Below are 15119 nucleotides of genomic sequence, written 5' to 3'. Positions count from 1 at the left end.
CGATCTTTTCACCCCTGCCCAAACACCTGCGAAGGTCGTCGCAACAATGGATCGAACGGGTTGATCCGCGGCCCGATCAGCGCCGCTTCGCGCTTGAGCATGTCCACCACCGTCGGCAAACGGTCCGGCCCGAGGCGATCACTCACCGTCGCCACGCTCAGCGCCGCCACGGCCCGGCCATCACGATCAAGAATCGGCACCGCCACCCCGGCCATGCCTTGCAGCACGCCCGTGTTGCGCCCGGCATAACCAAGCTTGCGCACGTTCTCGACTTCCGAGCGCAGGAACACTTCGTCGTACAAATGGAAATCCTTCAACCGCGGCAAGTTGTAGTGGATCACCGTGTCGCGCTCTTCCTCCGGCAGAAACGCGAGGATCGCCAAACTGCCCTGGCCCACCCCGAGCGCCACACGCCCACCGATGTCTCCGGTGAACGTGCGGATCGGAAACGGCCCTTCACTGCGGTCCAGACAAATCGCATCAAAACCGCTGCGCGCCAGTAGAAACAACGAATCCCCCAGCGATGCCGAGAGCCGCAACAGCGACGGACGCACCAGTTCGCGCAGGTTGCCACTGTTGCCCGCACGGGCGGCCAGGGCGAAAAAATCCAGGCTCAGGCGATAGCGCTTGCTGCGCGCGTCCTGCTCGACCATGCCCTCGTCCATCAGGCTGCGCAGCAAGCGGTGAGTGGTCGGTTGCGACAACCCGATGTGTTGCGCCAGTTGCGTTACACGCTCACCGCCCTCGACCGTATCGCCCAACGCACGCAATACCGCAAACAACCTTGAGACGGCTCCCACTCCGACTTCATTTTTGCTTTCATTCCGCTCAATGGAATCTGACATGTCATTTCTCGACAATTAATTTACTGATCGAATAAAACTGAAAATAGTTATCGCCTCAGTGAAATAGGCCATTGAGCCCATCCTAGTCTTCGTCCTAATCTGCGTCCAGACAGGGGCGATTCGAACAACAGCGGCAGCCGACTGAAGTCGAGCGCCAACGCACCCCGCAACACCCTTTCGTATCTGCCCATACAAAAAAGCGCGCCTACGGGCGACGCATAACAATCTCAGGTGGAGGCGCAGTCATGGCTTTTGTGCAACTTGAAAAACTCGGCAAACGCTACGGTGAAATCGACGCCGTGGTCGCCACCGACCTTTCGGTGGAGAAAGGCGAATTCGTCTCCCTGCTCGGCCCTTCCGGCTGCGGCAAAACCACCACCCTGCAAATGATCGCCGGCTTCGTCGAAGTCACCAGTGGGCGCATCGTGCTTGATGGCCGCGACATCACCCACGCCAAACCCGCCAGCCGTGGGCTGGGCGTGGTGTTCCAGAGTTACGCGCTGTTCCCGCACATGACCGTCAAAGACAACGTCGCCTTCGGCCTGCGCATGCGCAAAGTGCCTAACGCTGAAATGCAGCAACGGGTCGACCGAGTACTGAAACTGGTGCGCCTGCACCAGCACGCTGAGCGCTACCCGCGAGAGCTATCCGGTGGCCAACGTCAGCGTGTTGCCCTGGCCCGTGCGCTGGTGATCCAGCCGCCGGTGCTGCTGCTCGACGAGCCGCTGTCCAACCTCGACGCCAACCTGCGCGAAGAGATGCAATTCGAGATTCGCCGCATCCAGCGCGAAGTCGGGATCACCACGCTGATGGTCACTCACGACCAGTCCGAAGCGCTGTCGATCAGTGACCGCGTGGTGGTGATGCAGGCCGGGCGCATCACCCAGATCGACGCGCCCTACACCCTCTACGAACATCCGCGCACCGAGTTCATTTCCGGCTTCGTCGGCAAGGCCAATTTGCTGCCCGGCGAACGCGACACCAGCGGTGCGGTTCAAGTGTGCAACCGTGGCGATGGTGACCTGACGCTGAGCCTGCGCCCGGAGAAAATCGATCTGCGTGACGCCGGTCATGGCCGCTTGCAAGGCAAGATCGCCAGCCGCTTTTTTCTTGGCAGCCAATGGCTCTACGGCGTGTCGACGACACTCGGTGAACTCTGCGTGGTACGCCGCAACGACGGCTCGGCGCCGCTGAACGAAGGCACGACCGTCGGCCTCGATTGGGACGCCACGCTGTTACGCGTGCTGACTGTCGACGAGGTGACCGCATGAGTGCGCTCGCCGCCATTCGCCAGGGGCGTCAGGGCTATTTGCTGTCGGCGCCGGCCCTGGCCTTATACCTCGGTCTGCTGTTGATACCGCTGGGGTTGACGCTGGTGCTGTCGTTCAACGTCTTCGACTACAGCTCGGGAATCGACGGCAACGCCTTCACCGTCGAGCACTACAGCAGCCTGCTGGGTGATCCGTATTTCTATGAGATTTTTCTGCGGACCCTGTGGATCAGCGCCTTGACCACCCTGCTCTGCGTGCTGATCGGCGTCCCCGAGGCCTACATCCTCAGCCGCATGGGCGCTCCCTGGCGCTCGATTTTCCTGATTCTGATCCTCACGCCATTGCTGATTTCGGTGGTGGTGCGCGCCTTTGGCTGGAGCCTGTTGCTCGGCGCCGATGGCCTGGTCAACCAGACGCTGCAAGCGTTCGGTGGATCGCCGATGAAACTGCTCTACACGCCGTTCGCGGTGGTGATCGCACTGGTCCACGTGATGCTGCCGTTCATGATCATTCCGGTCTGGACCTCGCTGCAAAAACTCGACCCGGCGGCCGAGCAAGCGGCGCTGTCGCTGGGTGCCAGCCAGTTCACGGTGATTCGCCAAGTCGTCCTGCCGCAAATCATGCCCGGCGTGTTGTCCGGCACCTTGATCGTGTTCGGTCTCGCCGCCAGCTCTTTCGCGATTCCCGGCCTGCTCGGCGGACGTCGCCTGAAAATGGTCGCCACGCTGATCTACGACCAATACCTGTCGGAGCTCAACTGGCCCATGGGCGCGGCCATTGCCGTGGCCCTGCTGCTCATCAACCTGCTGATCATGCTGTCGTGGAACCGCATGATCGAAGGCCGCTACAAGAAGTCATTGGGATAATTCGTCATGTCCAGGAACGGTCCTTTCGCCCTGCTGTTTCATACCCTGGTGGTGCTGTTCATGCTCGCGCCGCTGGTGGTGGTGTGCCTCGTGGCCTTCACTCCGGAAAACACCCTGAGCCTGCCGACCACGGAGTTCTCCCTGCGTTGGTTCCGCGCCGTGTTCGAGCGCGCCGACTTTGTCGATGCGTTCTATAACAGCCTGATTCTGGCGTTCAGCGCCGCCTCGCTGGCGACGATGATTGCCGTGCCGGCCGCGCTGGCGATTACCCGTTTCGAGTTTCCCGGCCGGGACTTTCTCAACGGGTTGTTTCTGTCGCCGATCATCATTCCGCATCTGGTGCTCGGGGTGGCGTTGCTGCGTTTGTTCGCGCTGATGGGGGTCAACGGCAGCTTCGCCTGGCTGATCTTCGCCCATGTGCTGGTGATCACGCCGTATGTACTGCGGCTGGTGCTGGCTTCGGCCATCGGCCTGGACCGCAGTGCCGAACACGCCGCGCAATCATTGGGTGCCGGGCGCTTCACGCTGTTCCGACAGATCACCTTGCCGATGATTTTGCCCGGCGTGGCCGGTGGCTGGCTGCTGGCGTTCATCAACAGTTTTGACGAGGTCACGTTGTCGATCTTCGTCACCTCGCCGGCCACGCAAACCTTGCCGGTGCGCATGTACGTGTACGCCACCGAATCCATCGATCCGATGATGGCGGCGGTGTCGGCCCTGGTCATCGCGCTGACGGCGCTGACCATGATTTTGCTGGATCGGGTCTATGGCCTGGATCGGGTTCTGGTAGGGAAACAATGAGGACGCCATGGCGCTGCTGAAACGACTGGCCGAAGGCGACCGCCCGGCCCTGGACTTTACCCTCGACGGCCAACCGGCCAGCGGCCTGCTCGGTGACACCGTGCTGACGGCGGTGCTGACCTGCGGCGAACACTTGCGCGGCAGCGATTTCAGCGCCGAACCCCGCGCCGGTTTCTGCCTGATGGGCGCCTGCCAGGACTGCTGGGTGCGCCTGGGCGACGGCCGCCGCGTGCGCGCCTGCTCAACCCCGCTTGAAGCCGGACAACACATCAGCCGCGAACCGGGGCGCTGCGTATGAACACACTCATCACCTGCGGACTCCCCTGTGGGAGCGAGCCTGCTCGCGATAGCAATCTGTCAGGCACCTCCTCTGTTGGCCGTGCCGCCGTCATCGCGAGCAGGCTCGCTCCCACAGAGGGACGGTCATGAAGTCGGTAGTCATCATCGGCGCCGGTCCGGCGGGTATTCGTGCCGCGCAAACACTGGTCGAACACGGTGTGCGCCCAGTACTACTGGACGAAGCCGCGCGCGGCGGCGGGCAGATTTATCGGCGTCAGCCGGCCAATTTCAAGCGTTCAGCGGTCAAGCTGTACGGCTTCGAAGCGCGTAAGGCCAATGCGCTGCACCAGACAATCGACACCCTGCGCGAACAGCTCGATTACCGTCCGGAAACGCTGGTGTGGAACGCCGAAGACGGCACCCTCGATACCTTGCACGACGGCCACGCCGCACGGCTGGAGTTCTCAAAAGTGATCGTCGCTACTGGCGCCACCGACCGGATTCTGCCGGTGCCGGGCTGGACCTTGCCCGGGGTCTACAGCCTCGGCGCGGCGCAAATCGCCTTGAAATTCCAGGGCTGCGCCATCGGTGAGCGCGTGGTGTTCGCCGGCAGCGGACCGTTGCTGTACCTGGTCGCCTACCAATACGCCAAGGCGGGTGCGAAAGTCGTCGCCGTGCTCGACAGCTCGCCGTTCAGCGCCCAGGCCCGCGCCCTGCCCGGCCTGCTGTCACAACCGGCCACGCTGGCCAAAGGCATTTATTACCGCGGCTGGCTGACCGCTCACGGCATCGCGGTGCATCAGGGCGCAACGCTGAATCGCATCGACGGTGAACAACGCGTGCAGTCGCTGAAATGGTCCGACTCAAATGGCCAACATCAGCTGGACTGCGACGCCGTCGCTTTCGCCCACGGCCTGCGCAGCGAAACGCAACTGGCCGACCTGCTTGGCTGTGAGTTCGCCTGGAACCCACTCAATCGCGCCTGGCTGCCCACCCGTGACAATGCCGGGCGCAGCAGCATCGCCCAGGTGTACCTGGCCGGTGACGGCGCCGGGATCATGGGCGCCGACGCGGCGGAAATGGCCGGAGAGCGCGCCGCGCTGGCGTTGCTGGAAGACATCGGCTACCTGATTCCGCCGCAACGCCCCGCGCAACTGGAACAATCCCTCAAACGCATCGGCGACTTCCGTCAGGGGCTGGAGCGGGCTTTCGCCTTCCCCGAACACTGGGCCGCCGAAGTCGCCGATGATGTGATGGTCTGCCGCTGCGAAGAAGTTCGCGCCGGCGATATTCGTGAAGTCGTGCGCGAAGGTCACTGGGAGATCAACCGGGTCAAGGCGCACTGCCGGGTCGGCATGGGTCGCTGCCAGGGCCGCATGTGTGGCGCCGCCGCGGCGGAAATCATCGCCCGCGAGAGTCAACGCCCGGTCTCGGAGATCGGTCGGCTGCGAGCACAGGCGCCGATCAAACCGTTGCCTTTTGGCCTGGAGATCGAAGCATGATCGAAGTCGATGCAGTGATCATTGGCGGCGGCATCGTCGGTGCCTCCGCAGCGCTGTTTCTCGGCAAGACCGGTCGCCGTGTGGCGTTGCTGGAACGCGATTTTTGTGGCTCGCATTCCAGCGGTGTGAACTACGGCGGCGTGCGTCGCCAGGGCCGCCCGCTGTCGCAGCTGCCTTTGTCGCAAAAGGCGCACGCGATCTGGGCGCAACTGCCGCAGCTGATTGGCATCAACGGTGAATATCAACGCAGTGGTCACCTGAAACTCGCCCGCAGCCTCAACGATCTGCACGCCCTGCAAGACTATGCCGACAGCAGCCAAGGGTTTGGCCTCGATCTGCAAGTGCTCGACCGAGCGCAATTGCGTGCGCGTTTCCCGTGGGTCGGCGACGTCGCGGTTGGCGCGTCGTATTGCCCCGATGACGGCCACGCCAACCCACGGCTGGTGTCCCCGGCGTTTGCCCAGGCCGCACGGCGACATGGCGCGCAGGTGCATGAGCAATGCGTAGTGACCTCAGTTGAACATGACGGTCAGCGCTTTCGTGTGCGCACACAAACCGGTCTGGAGGTGCACGCGCCGTGGCTGCTGAACTGCGCCGGTGCCTGGGCGGGCAACCTGGCCGCGCAATTTGGCGAGCCGGTGCCGATGCATTCCGGGCACCCGGCCATGCTGGTGACCGAACCGTTGCCGCTGGTGATGAACGCCAGCACCGGCGTCGAGGGTGGCGGCATCTATGCCCGCCAGGTCGCACGCGGCAATTGCGTGTTGGGCGGCGGCCAGGGTTTTGCCCTCGACAACGCCCGCGCCCGCCCCGGCCAAAGCGCGGTGCTGGAAATCCTCCGCCAGGCCGTCGAGCTTTACCCGTTTCTTGAAGGTGCCCAGGCGATTCGTACCTGGAGCGGTACCGAAGGTTACCTGCCCGATCGCCAACCGGTGATCGGCCACAGCCGGACCCAACCCGGTCTGTTGCATGCGTTCGGCTTTGCCGGCGCCGGCTTCCAGATCGGCCCGGCAGTGGGCCAGGCACTCACCGAAATCATCTGTAGCGGCGCGTCAAAGACGTCGCTGGATGCGTTTTCCATCACCCGTTTTCACTCCATTTCCGTAGCTTGATAGAGGAAGGTCGCGCCAATGAAAAACTTCAAACGCACTGCTCTGCTCGGTTTGTCCTGCATGAGCGCCCTGCTCACCGTTACCCAGGCCCACGCCGAACCGACGCTTTACCTGGGCATGAACGGCGGGACCATGGAGCGGCTCTACGCCGACAAAGTGCTGCCGGCCTTCGAGAAGGCCAACAACGTCAAAGTGGTGATCGTGCCGGGCACCTCCGCCGACATCCTCGCCAAGGTCCAGGCGAGCAAAGGCAACCCGCAGATGCACGTGATGTTCCTCGACGACGGCATCATGTACCGCGCCATCGCCATGGGCCTGTGCGACAAATTGCAGGACAGCCCGACCCTGCAACAGATACCGGCCAAGGGACGGATCAAGGATGAAGCGGTCGCGGTCAGCCTCGGTGTCACCGGGCTGGCTTACAACACGCGCCTGTTCAAGGAAAAAGGCTGGGCCGCTCCGACGTCGTGGATGGACATGGCCGACCCGCGCTTCAAGGACAAACTGGTGTTCCAGTCGATGGCATCTTCGACGTTCGGGCTGCATGGGTTCCTGATGTTCAACCGGATTCAGGGCGGTAGCGAAACGAACGTCGACCCGGGCTTCAAAGCCTGGCCGAACAGCGTTGGGCGCAACGTGCTGGAGTACATCCCGAGTTCGGCGAAGATCTCCGAAATGCTGCAAACCGACGAAGCCGCGCTGTTCCCATTGACGCCAACCCAGGTCACCGCGCTGAAACTCAAGGGTATGCCGGTGGAATACGCGCAACCGAAGGAAGGCGCTGTGGTGCTCAACGTTGCTGAATGTACGATCGCCAACAACACGCAACCGGAACTGGCGCAGAAACTGGCTGCGTTCCTGCTCACGCCTGAAGCCCAGGCCACCGCGCTTGAAGATGGAGACCAGATTCCTTCTAACCCGAATACCCCGACCACCGACCGCACCCGTGGACAGGTCGAAGCGATGAAGCAATATCTGGAAACCGCGATTGCCGTCGACTGGGATCAGGTCAACGAACAGCGCCCGGCGTGGAATGCGCGGTGGAATCGGAGTATTGAGCGGTAGATAGCGTTTGTGTGGACACAGCAAATCCCCTGTAGGAGCGAGATTGCTCGCGATGGCTTTTTGTTGGGTTGAGCTATTTTTTTGATGGTGTACATATCCGTTGCTGCGGTAACGGCGGCTTATGGTTTCGCCCTTACGGCGGGTCACTAGGAAGAGCGGCAAAACGAGGCGGCCTACCGGCCGGCCTGGCTCGTGAGGCATGCGCGTTTCTCTGTAGGAGCTGTCGAGTGCAACGAGGCTGCGATCTTTTGATTTTGTTTTTTACAAGCGAGATCAAAAGATCGCAGCCTTCGGCAGCTCCTACATTGGGCGTGATACAGCACAAAAGCAGGTCGACTGGAAGGCCGCCATCGCCAGCAGGCTGGCTCCCACAGAAGAGCAAAGCGGCGTACACCCAAGCTCTTCACCACTCCACAGGCCGAGCGTTAGCTCGCCTGCCGCTTTTGATCCACCCGCCCCCTCGGCAGGCTGAGTGGAGGTATTTATCCGGGAGTTGGCGCGTAGCGCCGTGCGGCGCAGCCTCACACATCTAATCAAACCCAGAACATGGCCGGCCCAGGGGCCGCCAAGTCAAAAGCCCACATCCAAAACCACACTGTCCAGATAAGTCCCCGCCGGCGGCGTCGCCTGATCGGTATAAACCCTGGCGTTGTAATTGAATACCTGACTCCCAGTGCCCAACCCATTCCCGGGATTAACCTCCGCATCAGTACTGGCCCGCCGAGCACTGCCAACACTCCCCCAACGCGTCGTCCCCGCACTTTTGAAAATGTCATAGGCCAGATAATTCCCCCCCGAAACCATCCGCCGCCGCCCGCCAACACTGACCGCGTTCTGACCATCCCCCAACCCAACGGTGTACGCACTGCCCTTGGTGCACGCCAGGTTAACGGTCTGCCCAGTGACCGGGGCAAACGCGCTGACCACCGGCGCACTGCCAAAGGCAATGTTCGGCGCGGTGATGGTGCAATCGTTCGCCACCGTCAGCGTCACCGTCAACGTCGTAGTGCCACTGCTGATATCACGCCCGACGCAAATACTGCCAATGCCGATGCCCGAGCAATAATCCCAACTCCAGAAAATACTCAGGGTTTCACTGTAGACCCCGGCCGCAACGTTGCTGCCTAGGGTGGTACGCAGATAAAGCGGCACGGTTTTCGGCACCACGCTGCCCAGCAACCCCAGCGCATCAATGATCCCGTTCCGCGCAAAATCGAACTGCACGCCACGGGTGATCGGGTAACTGGTGCTGTTGTTGGCGTACAGCGTGTAGCCAATGACATCACCCGTTGGACCGACCAGCCCGGTTTTGCTGGACGTGACCGTGGCGTAGAAATGATCGTTGCTGGTCAGCAACGACAGCAGCGAGCCGGTGCAACTCAAGCCACCATTGAGCGTGGAACTGGCCTGCGAGGAGGTACGCACGGCGATCGAACTGATCGAGCCGAAGGCCACCGGCGTAGTGCCGACCACCGAACACAAAGCCTGCGCCGCCCCCGGCAGCATCATCGCCAGCCACAAAACCAGTCGCGTGCCCATCATCGGCACACCAACGGCCCGATCAGCGGGATCTGATCCTGATTCAGGTCGACAGCAAACTGCACCTGGCAACTGCTGCCATCGCCCAGCGTTACCCGCAGCGTGTTCTGTTGTTGCAGGTTTTCCAGGTACACCAACCCGTCCCAACCGACCACGGTTTGCGTACCGCTTTGCTCGTGCACAACGTTGCTGCCCAAAGGCAAGTCCTGTTGCTGCGCATCCACCAGAACGATGCTTGCGGCAATGACCCGGTTCAATGGAAACTCCAGCAGATACCCGCTGCCCCGCCGTACCGCGATGCGTTGCTCGACATTCGGGCTGCGCACGTTGGCCGGCAGGTTCAGCGGATCGATTTCGTATTTGCCGCGGTAATAAGCGCTGCTCCATGGCACCAGCAAATGGCCGTTGCGGTCGGTCTGGCCGACGAGCTGGTTTTCATAGCGCACCGGGATGTCCGCATAGCCATCGGTGCTGACCACCACGAAGGCGTCGTCGATGCGGTTGGCGGCGAACACCTGCTGGTCCATCCACACCAGCGATCCGCTGGCATCGGCCCAACGGGTTTCGGCGTCGCTGGTGCCGTAGACACCCGCCTGCAATTGCACCGATTGCAGGCGCCAGGTCAGGTCGGCCTGACGATAATCCGGCCCGTCACCTTTGGCGTATCCGAGGTTGAAGCCGACCCCGCCCTGGGTTGGCACGGCACGGCTGTAGTTGACCCGTTGCTGCGTTTCTCCGGTTTTGCTGCGCTCACTGCTGATCGACAGACTGCCGCGCAAGTCGAACGGAATCACCAGTTGCGCCTGCACCGCCCAATTGCTGTCGCCAATCTCACGGTTGGCCGACAGGTAAAAACTGCTGTTGCGCCACAGCGGCTTGCTCCATGTCAGGTTGAGCAAACGGGTGCGCGAATCGTCTGCCGCGCGAACGTCGAAGTACCCGGCGCCCAAGCTGCCCCACGTGTCGAGGTTGAGGCTCAGGGTGGCCTGCTCACTGCGTTTGCTCAGTGTGGTGTACGGGCTGTCGACCAGCGTCAGGTCGGCGTATTGATCGCGGCGTTGCAGGCGCTGGTAAGAGAAGCTGTAACGCTGGCTGCTGTATTGATAGCCAACGCTCACCTGCTGCCCGCTGTCACCGTCGAAACGGCTTTGGCTGACGGCGCTGTTGAGCACGCCAAAATTGCCCAGTCGCACGTTGCCGCCGATGCCGCCCAAGGTCAGGGCATCCGAGGCTTCGGCGTGGCTTTCCAGGGTGAAGTTGTCGCTCAGGCCATAACGCAAACTGCCGGAGGTAACGCCGGGGCCGTAGCTGAAATCGCGCAGGCCGTAATCCCGGCGCAAGGTGCCCGCCGCCACAGAAAAATCGCTCAAGCCTTTTTGCAACAAACTGCTGGTGACGTAGAACGGCACAGTCGTCGAGACTTGTCGCCCCAACGCATCGGTGGTGACCACCACGGCTTCGCCCGCACCGTTGATGAACGGGATGTTGGTCAGCGTGTACGGGCCGGGCTGCAAATCGCTGCTGCTGGATTTGTAGCCGTTGATGAACAGGTCCACCGACGACGGCACCGCCGCCTCACCGGCGAACTGCGGCAACGGGTAAGTCACCAGGTCTGGGCGCACAGCGAAATCCCGCGACAATTGCACCCCGCCCAGGCGCACCGAACTGCTCCAGGGCAAGGCACCGCTGACCAGGTCACCGGCCTCGTAAGTGAGCAGTCGATCGTCATCGGAATAGCGCCAGGTGGTGTCGTAGCGCAGGTAGCCATTGTCCAGGGTGTTGATGACATCCCCGGACAAGGTGCGTCGATACTGCCCGGTGTTGGACAGCGTGCCCCAGCTGTCGAAGAGGCGCACTTCGTTCCACGCCGCCAGGTAAGTGCCGGCATCATCAGTGTCGTTCAAGTACAGGTCATAGTTGAGCAAGGCACCAAAACTGCTCAGCGCCGGTGTGCGCGGGTAAGCTTCGCGGCGCCCGATAAACTGCTCGGGCAGCCAGTCCGGCGGCACGTCGAGCAGCAGGCGCTGGCCAGTGCTGTCGTACTCGCTGTGCAGGCCCGGCAGGCTGTCGAGGCCGACTTCGGCGCCGAGGGTGTCCGGCAGTTTCATGCCAGTGTCGCGCAATGCGCTGGCCGGCACGAAGAACTGCCCGTTGCGCTGCTCGACGGCGACGACTCGTCCGGTGTTCATCTGGTTGACCACCAGTTCCAGAAACAACTGCGCATCGGCCACAGCCTCCATGCCACTGGGCGGAGGCGGCAGATCGCCGGCCTCTGCTGGATGAACGATCACCAGGCAATACACACAGCCCACGACCCGCAACGGACGCTGAAAACTGCGAGCCCAACCCTGGCTCATTACCGCTTTGTGTCCGTCATTGGACTTTCCCTTTTGTCACACCACACCATCCCTGTAGCAGCTGCCGAAGGCTGCGTCCGGCTGCGGAGCAGTCGCAGAAACGACCTGCACCCCTTAACCGAAAGACCGAAATTTGAGCATCAACGACTGCTGCGCAGCCGAACGCAGGCTTCGCCAGCGGCTACAGCTTCATCTGGCCGGCGCGATGCTCTGTACCTGCGGCGCGCCGTTGACCCGCACCTGCAAGGCCGGGTCGCCGGCAATCGGCCCCGGCGCGGGCCAGCGCATGATCGCGCCAGGCAACACGTAGCCCAAAAGCCCTTCCACCAACGGTTTGCTCTGGCTGCCCTGCTTGAGCACCACATCGGTCAACCGCGCGTGTACAGCGCCCTGGTTGCGCACTTCAACATACGTGCGCCCGTCCACAGCCACCGTGCGCCAGCTCAAATCCGGCAGGCCAATGCCTTTGGGATCACGCTGGCGAGTGGTGTCTTCCTTGCTCCAGAGCCCCACGCCGTAGGCGAACAGCGGCACTGAATAACGCATCTGAAAACGAATCGCCGCCGCGGTTTTGCCGGCGTCGGCAACGGGCGGCGCCGCCGAGGGAATTTCATCGATGATGATGCGGTAGGCGAGTTCCTGCCCGGGGGGGATTTCCCGGGTGCGCGTCAGCCGCACCAGTTGTTTCTGGCCGGGTTCGATCTTCGCCACCGGTGGGCTGCCGATCACGTCGCGCTGGTTTTGGTACTGATCGTTGAAGCCGCTCTGGCTCCAGGCAAATACACGAATCTGCAGGTTGGCGGTTTCGCTGCCGCGGTTTTCCAGCCATAAAGCGCTGGCCTGTTGATCGGCCTCCAGCACCGGATCGATCGGCCAGATCAGCACCGAACTGGCCGCCTGCACTTTGGCCGCCCCCAGCACCAGCAACGCCAACAGCGCGTAACGCACGACCGAAGGCCGCTGCGAAGATGAATACATGTGCCGACTCCTTATGCCCTCAGGCTTGATCCATTCATCCCGTTACCACGACAGCTGCACCTGCAACACGTCGCTGTATGTCCCCCCGGGTTGATTGCCCGGTAATTGCACCTGACCGTAAATCGGCAGCCGGATGTTGTTCGCATCGCTGTAGGCCACCGCCACGCTTTGGCCGACTCCCAGGCTTTGGCTATAGGCCGCATCGCGGAACAACTGGTACGCCACCCGGTTGCTGCCGGTGGTCAACTGCATGTGGCGCCCGCCACTGTTGTACTGGCCGCCATCGACGGTCATGTTCAGCGTCACCCCCGGCGTGCATTGCAACTGCACGCCCCCGGTCAACGCCACTTGCACCGTGCCGCTGGCCAAGGCCGAGCGACTGCCGAAACTCAAGTTGCCGTAATTGGAAACCCCGCCCACCACCAGGCACCCGGCCGTCACCGTGGCGCTGACTTGAAAGCTCTGGTTGGTCACCGCCGACAGCGGCAGCGGCACGCTGCCCGCACAGAGCAGTAGCAGTGCCGCGCAGCCAGGGTGGTTCATCGCCCTAGAACGTCAGTTCGACAGCAATGGTGTCGCTGTAAGTGCCGGCCGGCAGCCCGGCCTTGCCCACCGCCTTACCGTAGATGTTCACGGTCTGTGCAACACCGGTGCTGGCGGCAAGGTTGATCGTTCCGTCGATGGCCAGGATCTGCGAATGGCCGGCGTCGGTGTACAGGTCGTAGGGCACGAAGTTGCCACTGCCATCGGCCAGTGCACGGGTGCCACCTGGAGACGATCCGTCATGGGCGCCGGCGCGCACTTTCACCGTCGGCGTGGTGCCGCTGGAACACAGGATCGACAGTGCCCCGCCGCCGCCCCCCAACACCTGGCCACTGGTTTCAGTGAACAGGCTGTTGGCGGTGCCGAAATTCAACGCACCGAAATTCAGCCCGGTGGAACCGCCGGAGCCGTTCACCTGACAACTGCTGATCAGGATCAGGCTGGAGGTGATCTGGCCAGTGACCGTGGTAGCCGCCGTGGCGCTGGCCGCCAGAGTGAGGCCAAGCAATGACAAACCTATCCTTGATACAAGCATGTGCATGGTGTCCGTCCTCTACGGGTTTACCAGTCGAGCGTCACCGTCAGGGTGTCGGTATAGACACCGGCCGGTACCGCGCGGGTATTCGCCACCACCGAGCCGAATACCGGAATCGGTACCTGCGCCCCGCTGGTGACAGCGAAATTGTGTTGTTGGCCGATGCTGTAGCTCCGGTTGCCGGAGGCATCGAGGAACAATTGATAGGGAATGGTCTGCGTGCCGTTGCTCAGGCGCCGGGTATTGCCGTCCCCATGGGTGCCGCCATCGATGGTGACGGTGAACCCGGTGACTGCCGGGTTGCAGGCAACGTTCAACTTGCCGCGAGCGTCGTCGCTGAGGCTGGCTTTGATCGGGTTGTTCCAGGTGGGGCCTTGCTGGCCGAAATCCAGCGAACCGAAATCGCTGACCGGGCTGTCAGGTCCGGTGCCATTGGTCACTTCGCAACCGGCAATGAGGGTCAGTCGCGCCTGAATCTGCCCGCTGACCGCCGCTTGCGCGAGCTGGGCCAGAAGCATCAGCGTGCCCGCGGCGAAAACCTTCCAGAGCTTGCTTGTCATCACGCCAGTCCCAATTCCTTCGAGATCTGAATAAAACGCCGTTGCACCTTCACCAACGGCCCTTCCCTGCACAACCCGAATCCGCCGGGTTGCTTGTTGCCCAATGCACTTACCAGCTGACCGTCACCTTGACCAGATCTGAATAACGACTGACCCGGGGAATCTCCGCCAGGGGTTCGATGCGGGCATACAACGGCAAATCCACTGAACCGCTGTCCGGCACGCGGCCGCTCATCGGCACGTCCACCGCCAGCGGGATTCGTCGCGCCGCGTCCTGATAGAGCCGATAGGGAATGGGTTTGCCGTGTTCGGCACTGGCCGCCATGTAGCGCACGTCGCCGACGCCACCGTGCAGGCCGCCATCGACGCGTAATTGATAAGGGGTGTCGGGGTTGCATTCGAGCCTTGGCAAACGCTCATTCATCAGCGCAGCGCCCAGCGGCCCGGCGGGATTGTCCAGCCGTGCGGTGCTGCCGAAGTCCAGCACGCCCAGTTGCTCGACACCCGCGCCGCGTTGTTGCCCGACCAATTGACAGCCACGTTGCACGTCAACCCGCACCTCCACCTGGAGTTCGGCCGCCAACACCGTTGCATTGAGCCCTACCCCCAAGACTGCCAACACCATACGTCCCTTCACGGCCCCATTCCTTTATCGGGGTGTCTTGTAACGTCAGGTTAGCAACGCACCGGGAAATCGCCAGCGTTGGGGCCTAAATTGGATCCAGCAAAAGCCAGTGATTTTATAGTGCCACCAGCCATTCCAGCACCCAGAGGAGCGCGGCATAACCTGTACACACCGCAACATTCTGTCCAATAGTCCGCGATTTTTCATCGACACAACTGGAAGCAAAATTACCCATCTGGTT

General features: G+C 62.2%; 15 protein-coding genes. 7 read left to right on the top strand and 8 right to left on the bottom strand.

The window, feature by feature from the left end; all coding sequences use genetic code 11:
- Positions 1–8: 8 nt before the first annotated feature.
- Positions 9–845 (bottom strand): IclR family transcriptional regulator, encoded by an 837-nt coding sequence (locus KVG88_RS24680; protein ID WP_217873015.1) that lies wholly within the window; start codon positions 843–845, stop codon positions 9–11.
- Between the two features lie 245 nt (positions 846–1090).
- Here KVG88_RS24680 and KVG88_RS24675 point away from each other — a divergent pair, with 245 nt between their 5' ends.
- From KVG88_RS24675 to KVG88_RS24645, 7 genes are all read left to right on the top strand, one after another.
- Complete coding sequence (locus KVG88_RS24675; RefSeq protein ID WP_217873014.1) at positions 1091–2116, top strand: ABC transporter ATP-binding protein; 1026 nt, start codon at positions 1091–1093, stop codon at positions 2114–2116.
- A complete protein-coding gene (locus tag KVG88_RS24670; RefSeq protein WP_150701254.1) occupies positions 2113–2982 on the top strand; it encodes an ABC transporter permease in 870 nt (289 codons plus the stop codon). Before KVG88_RS24675 ends, KVG88_RS24670 begins: the two co-directional genes overlap by 4 nt.
- Before the next feature lie 6 nt (positions 2983–2988).
- Positions 2989–3783, top strand: a complete 795-nt coding sequence (locus KVG88_RS24665) for an ABC transporter permease (protein WP_217873013.1) — start codon at positions 2989–2991, stop codon at positions 3781–3783.
- 7 nt (positions 3784–3790) lie between these two features.
- Positions 3791–4081 (top strand): (2Fe-2S)-binding protein, encoded by a 291-nt coding sequence (locus KVG88_RS24660; RefSeq protein ID WP_217873012.1) that lies wholly within the window; start codon positions 3791–3793, stop codon positions 4079–4081.
- 127 nt (positions 4082–4208) lie between these two features.
- The gene (locus tag KVG88_RS24655; protein WP_217873011.1) at positions 4209–5564 is read left to right on the top strand and encodes an FAD/NAD(P)-dependent oxidoreductase; all 1356 of its coding nucleotides are present in this window, start codon (positions 4209–4211) and stop codon (positions 5562–5564) included.
- Positions 5561–6676 carry an NAD(P)/FAD-dependent oxidoreductase gene (locus KVG88_RS24650; RefSeq protein WP_217873010.1) on the top strand — a complete coding sequence of 372 codons (1116 nt, stop codon included), beginning with the start codon at positions 5561–5563 and terminating at the stop codon, positions 6674–6676. The genes KVG88_RS24655 and KVG88_RS24650 overlap by 4 nt, the downstream gene beginning before the upstream one ends.
- Before the next feature lie 18 nt (positions 6677–6694).
- Entirely contained in the window at positions 6695–7741 is a 1047-nt protein-coding gene (locus tag KVG88_RS24645) for an ABC transporter substrate-binding protein (RefSeq protein ID WP_217873009.1), read from the top strand.
- A 570-nt stretch (positions 7742–8311) separates the two neighbouring features.
- Here KVG88_RS24645 and KVG88_RS24640 read toward each other — a convergent pair.
- From KVG88_RS24640 to KVG88_RS24610, 7 genes are all read right to left on the bottom strand, one after another.
- Positions 8312–9283: a Csu type fimbrial protein gene (locus tag KVG88_RS24640; RefSeq protein WP_217873008.1), complete on the bottom strand. Its 972-nt coding sequence runs from the start codon at positions 9281–9283 to the stop codon at positions 8312–8314.
- On the bottom strand, positions 9280–11637 hold the full coding sequence (locus KVG88_RS24635; RefSeq protein ID WP_217873007.1) for a fimbria/pilus outer membrane usher protein: 2358 nt from the start codon (positions 11635–11637) through the stop codon (positions 9280–9282). The genes KVG88_RS24640 and KVG88_RS24635 overlap by 4 nt, the downstream gene beginning before the upstream one ends.
- A 189-nt stretch (positions 11638–11826) precedes the next feature.
- A complete protein-coding gene (locus tag KVG88_RS24630) occupies positions 11827–12615 on the bottom strand; it encodes a fimbrial biogenesis chaperone (RefSeq protein ID WP_150701246.1) in 789 nt (262 codons plus the stop codon).
- Between the two features lie 42 nt (positions 12616–12657).
- Positions 12658–13158 carry a Csu type fimbrial protein gene (locus KVG88_RS24625; RefSeq protein ID WP_217873006.1) on the bottom strand — a complete coding sequence of 167 codons (501 nt, stop codon included), beginning with the start codon at positions 13156–13158 and terminating at the stop codon, positions 12658–12660.
- A 4-nt stretch (positions 13159–13162) separates the two neighbouring features.
- A complete protein-coding gene (locus KVG88_RS24620; protein WP_150701244.1) occupies positions 13163–13699 on the bottom strand; it encodes a Csu type fimbrial protein in 537 nt (178 codons plus the stop codon).
- A gap of 20 nt (positions 13700–13719) precedes the next feature.
- The gene (locus KVG88_RS24615) at positions 13720–14253 is read right to left on the bottom strand and encodes a Csu type fimbrial protein (RefSeq protein ID WP_150701243.1); all 534 of its coding nucleotides are present in this window, start codon (positions 14251–14253) and stop codon (positions 13720–13722) included.
- Positions 14254–14362: 109 nt separating this feature from the next.
- The gene (locus KVG88_RS24610) at positions 14363–14878 is read right to left on the bottom strand and encodes a Csu type fimbrial protein (protein WP_225934154.1); all 516 of its coding nucleotides are present in this window, start codon (positions 14876–14878) and stop codon (positions 14363–14365) included.
- Positions 14879–15119: the final 241 nt, after the last annotated feature.

Source organism: Pseudomonas azerbaijanoccidentalis, assembly GCF_019145495.1.
Classification (GTDB): Bacteria; Pseudomonadota; Gammaproteobacteria; order Pseudomonadales; family Pseudomonadaceae; genus Aquipseudomonas; species Aquipseudomonas azerbaijanoccidentalis.
This window is presented reverse-complemented; position numbering and strand designations above follow the sequence as displayed.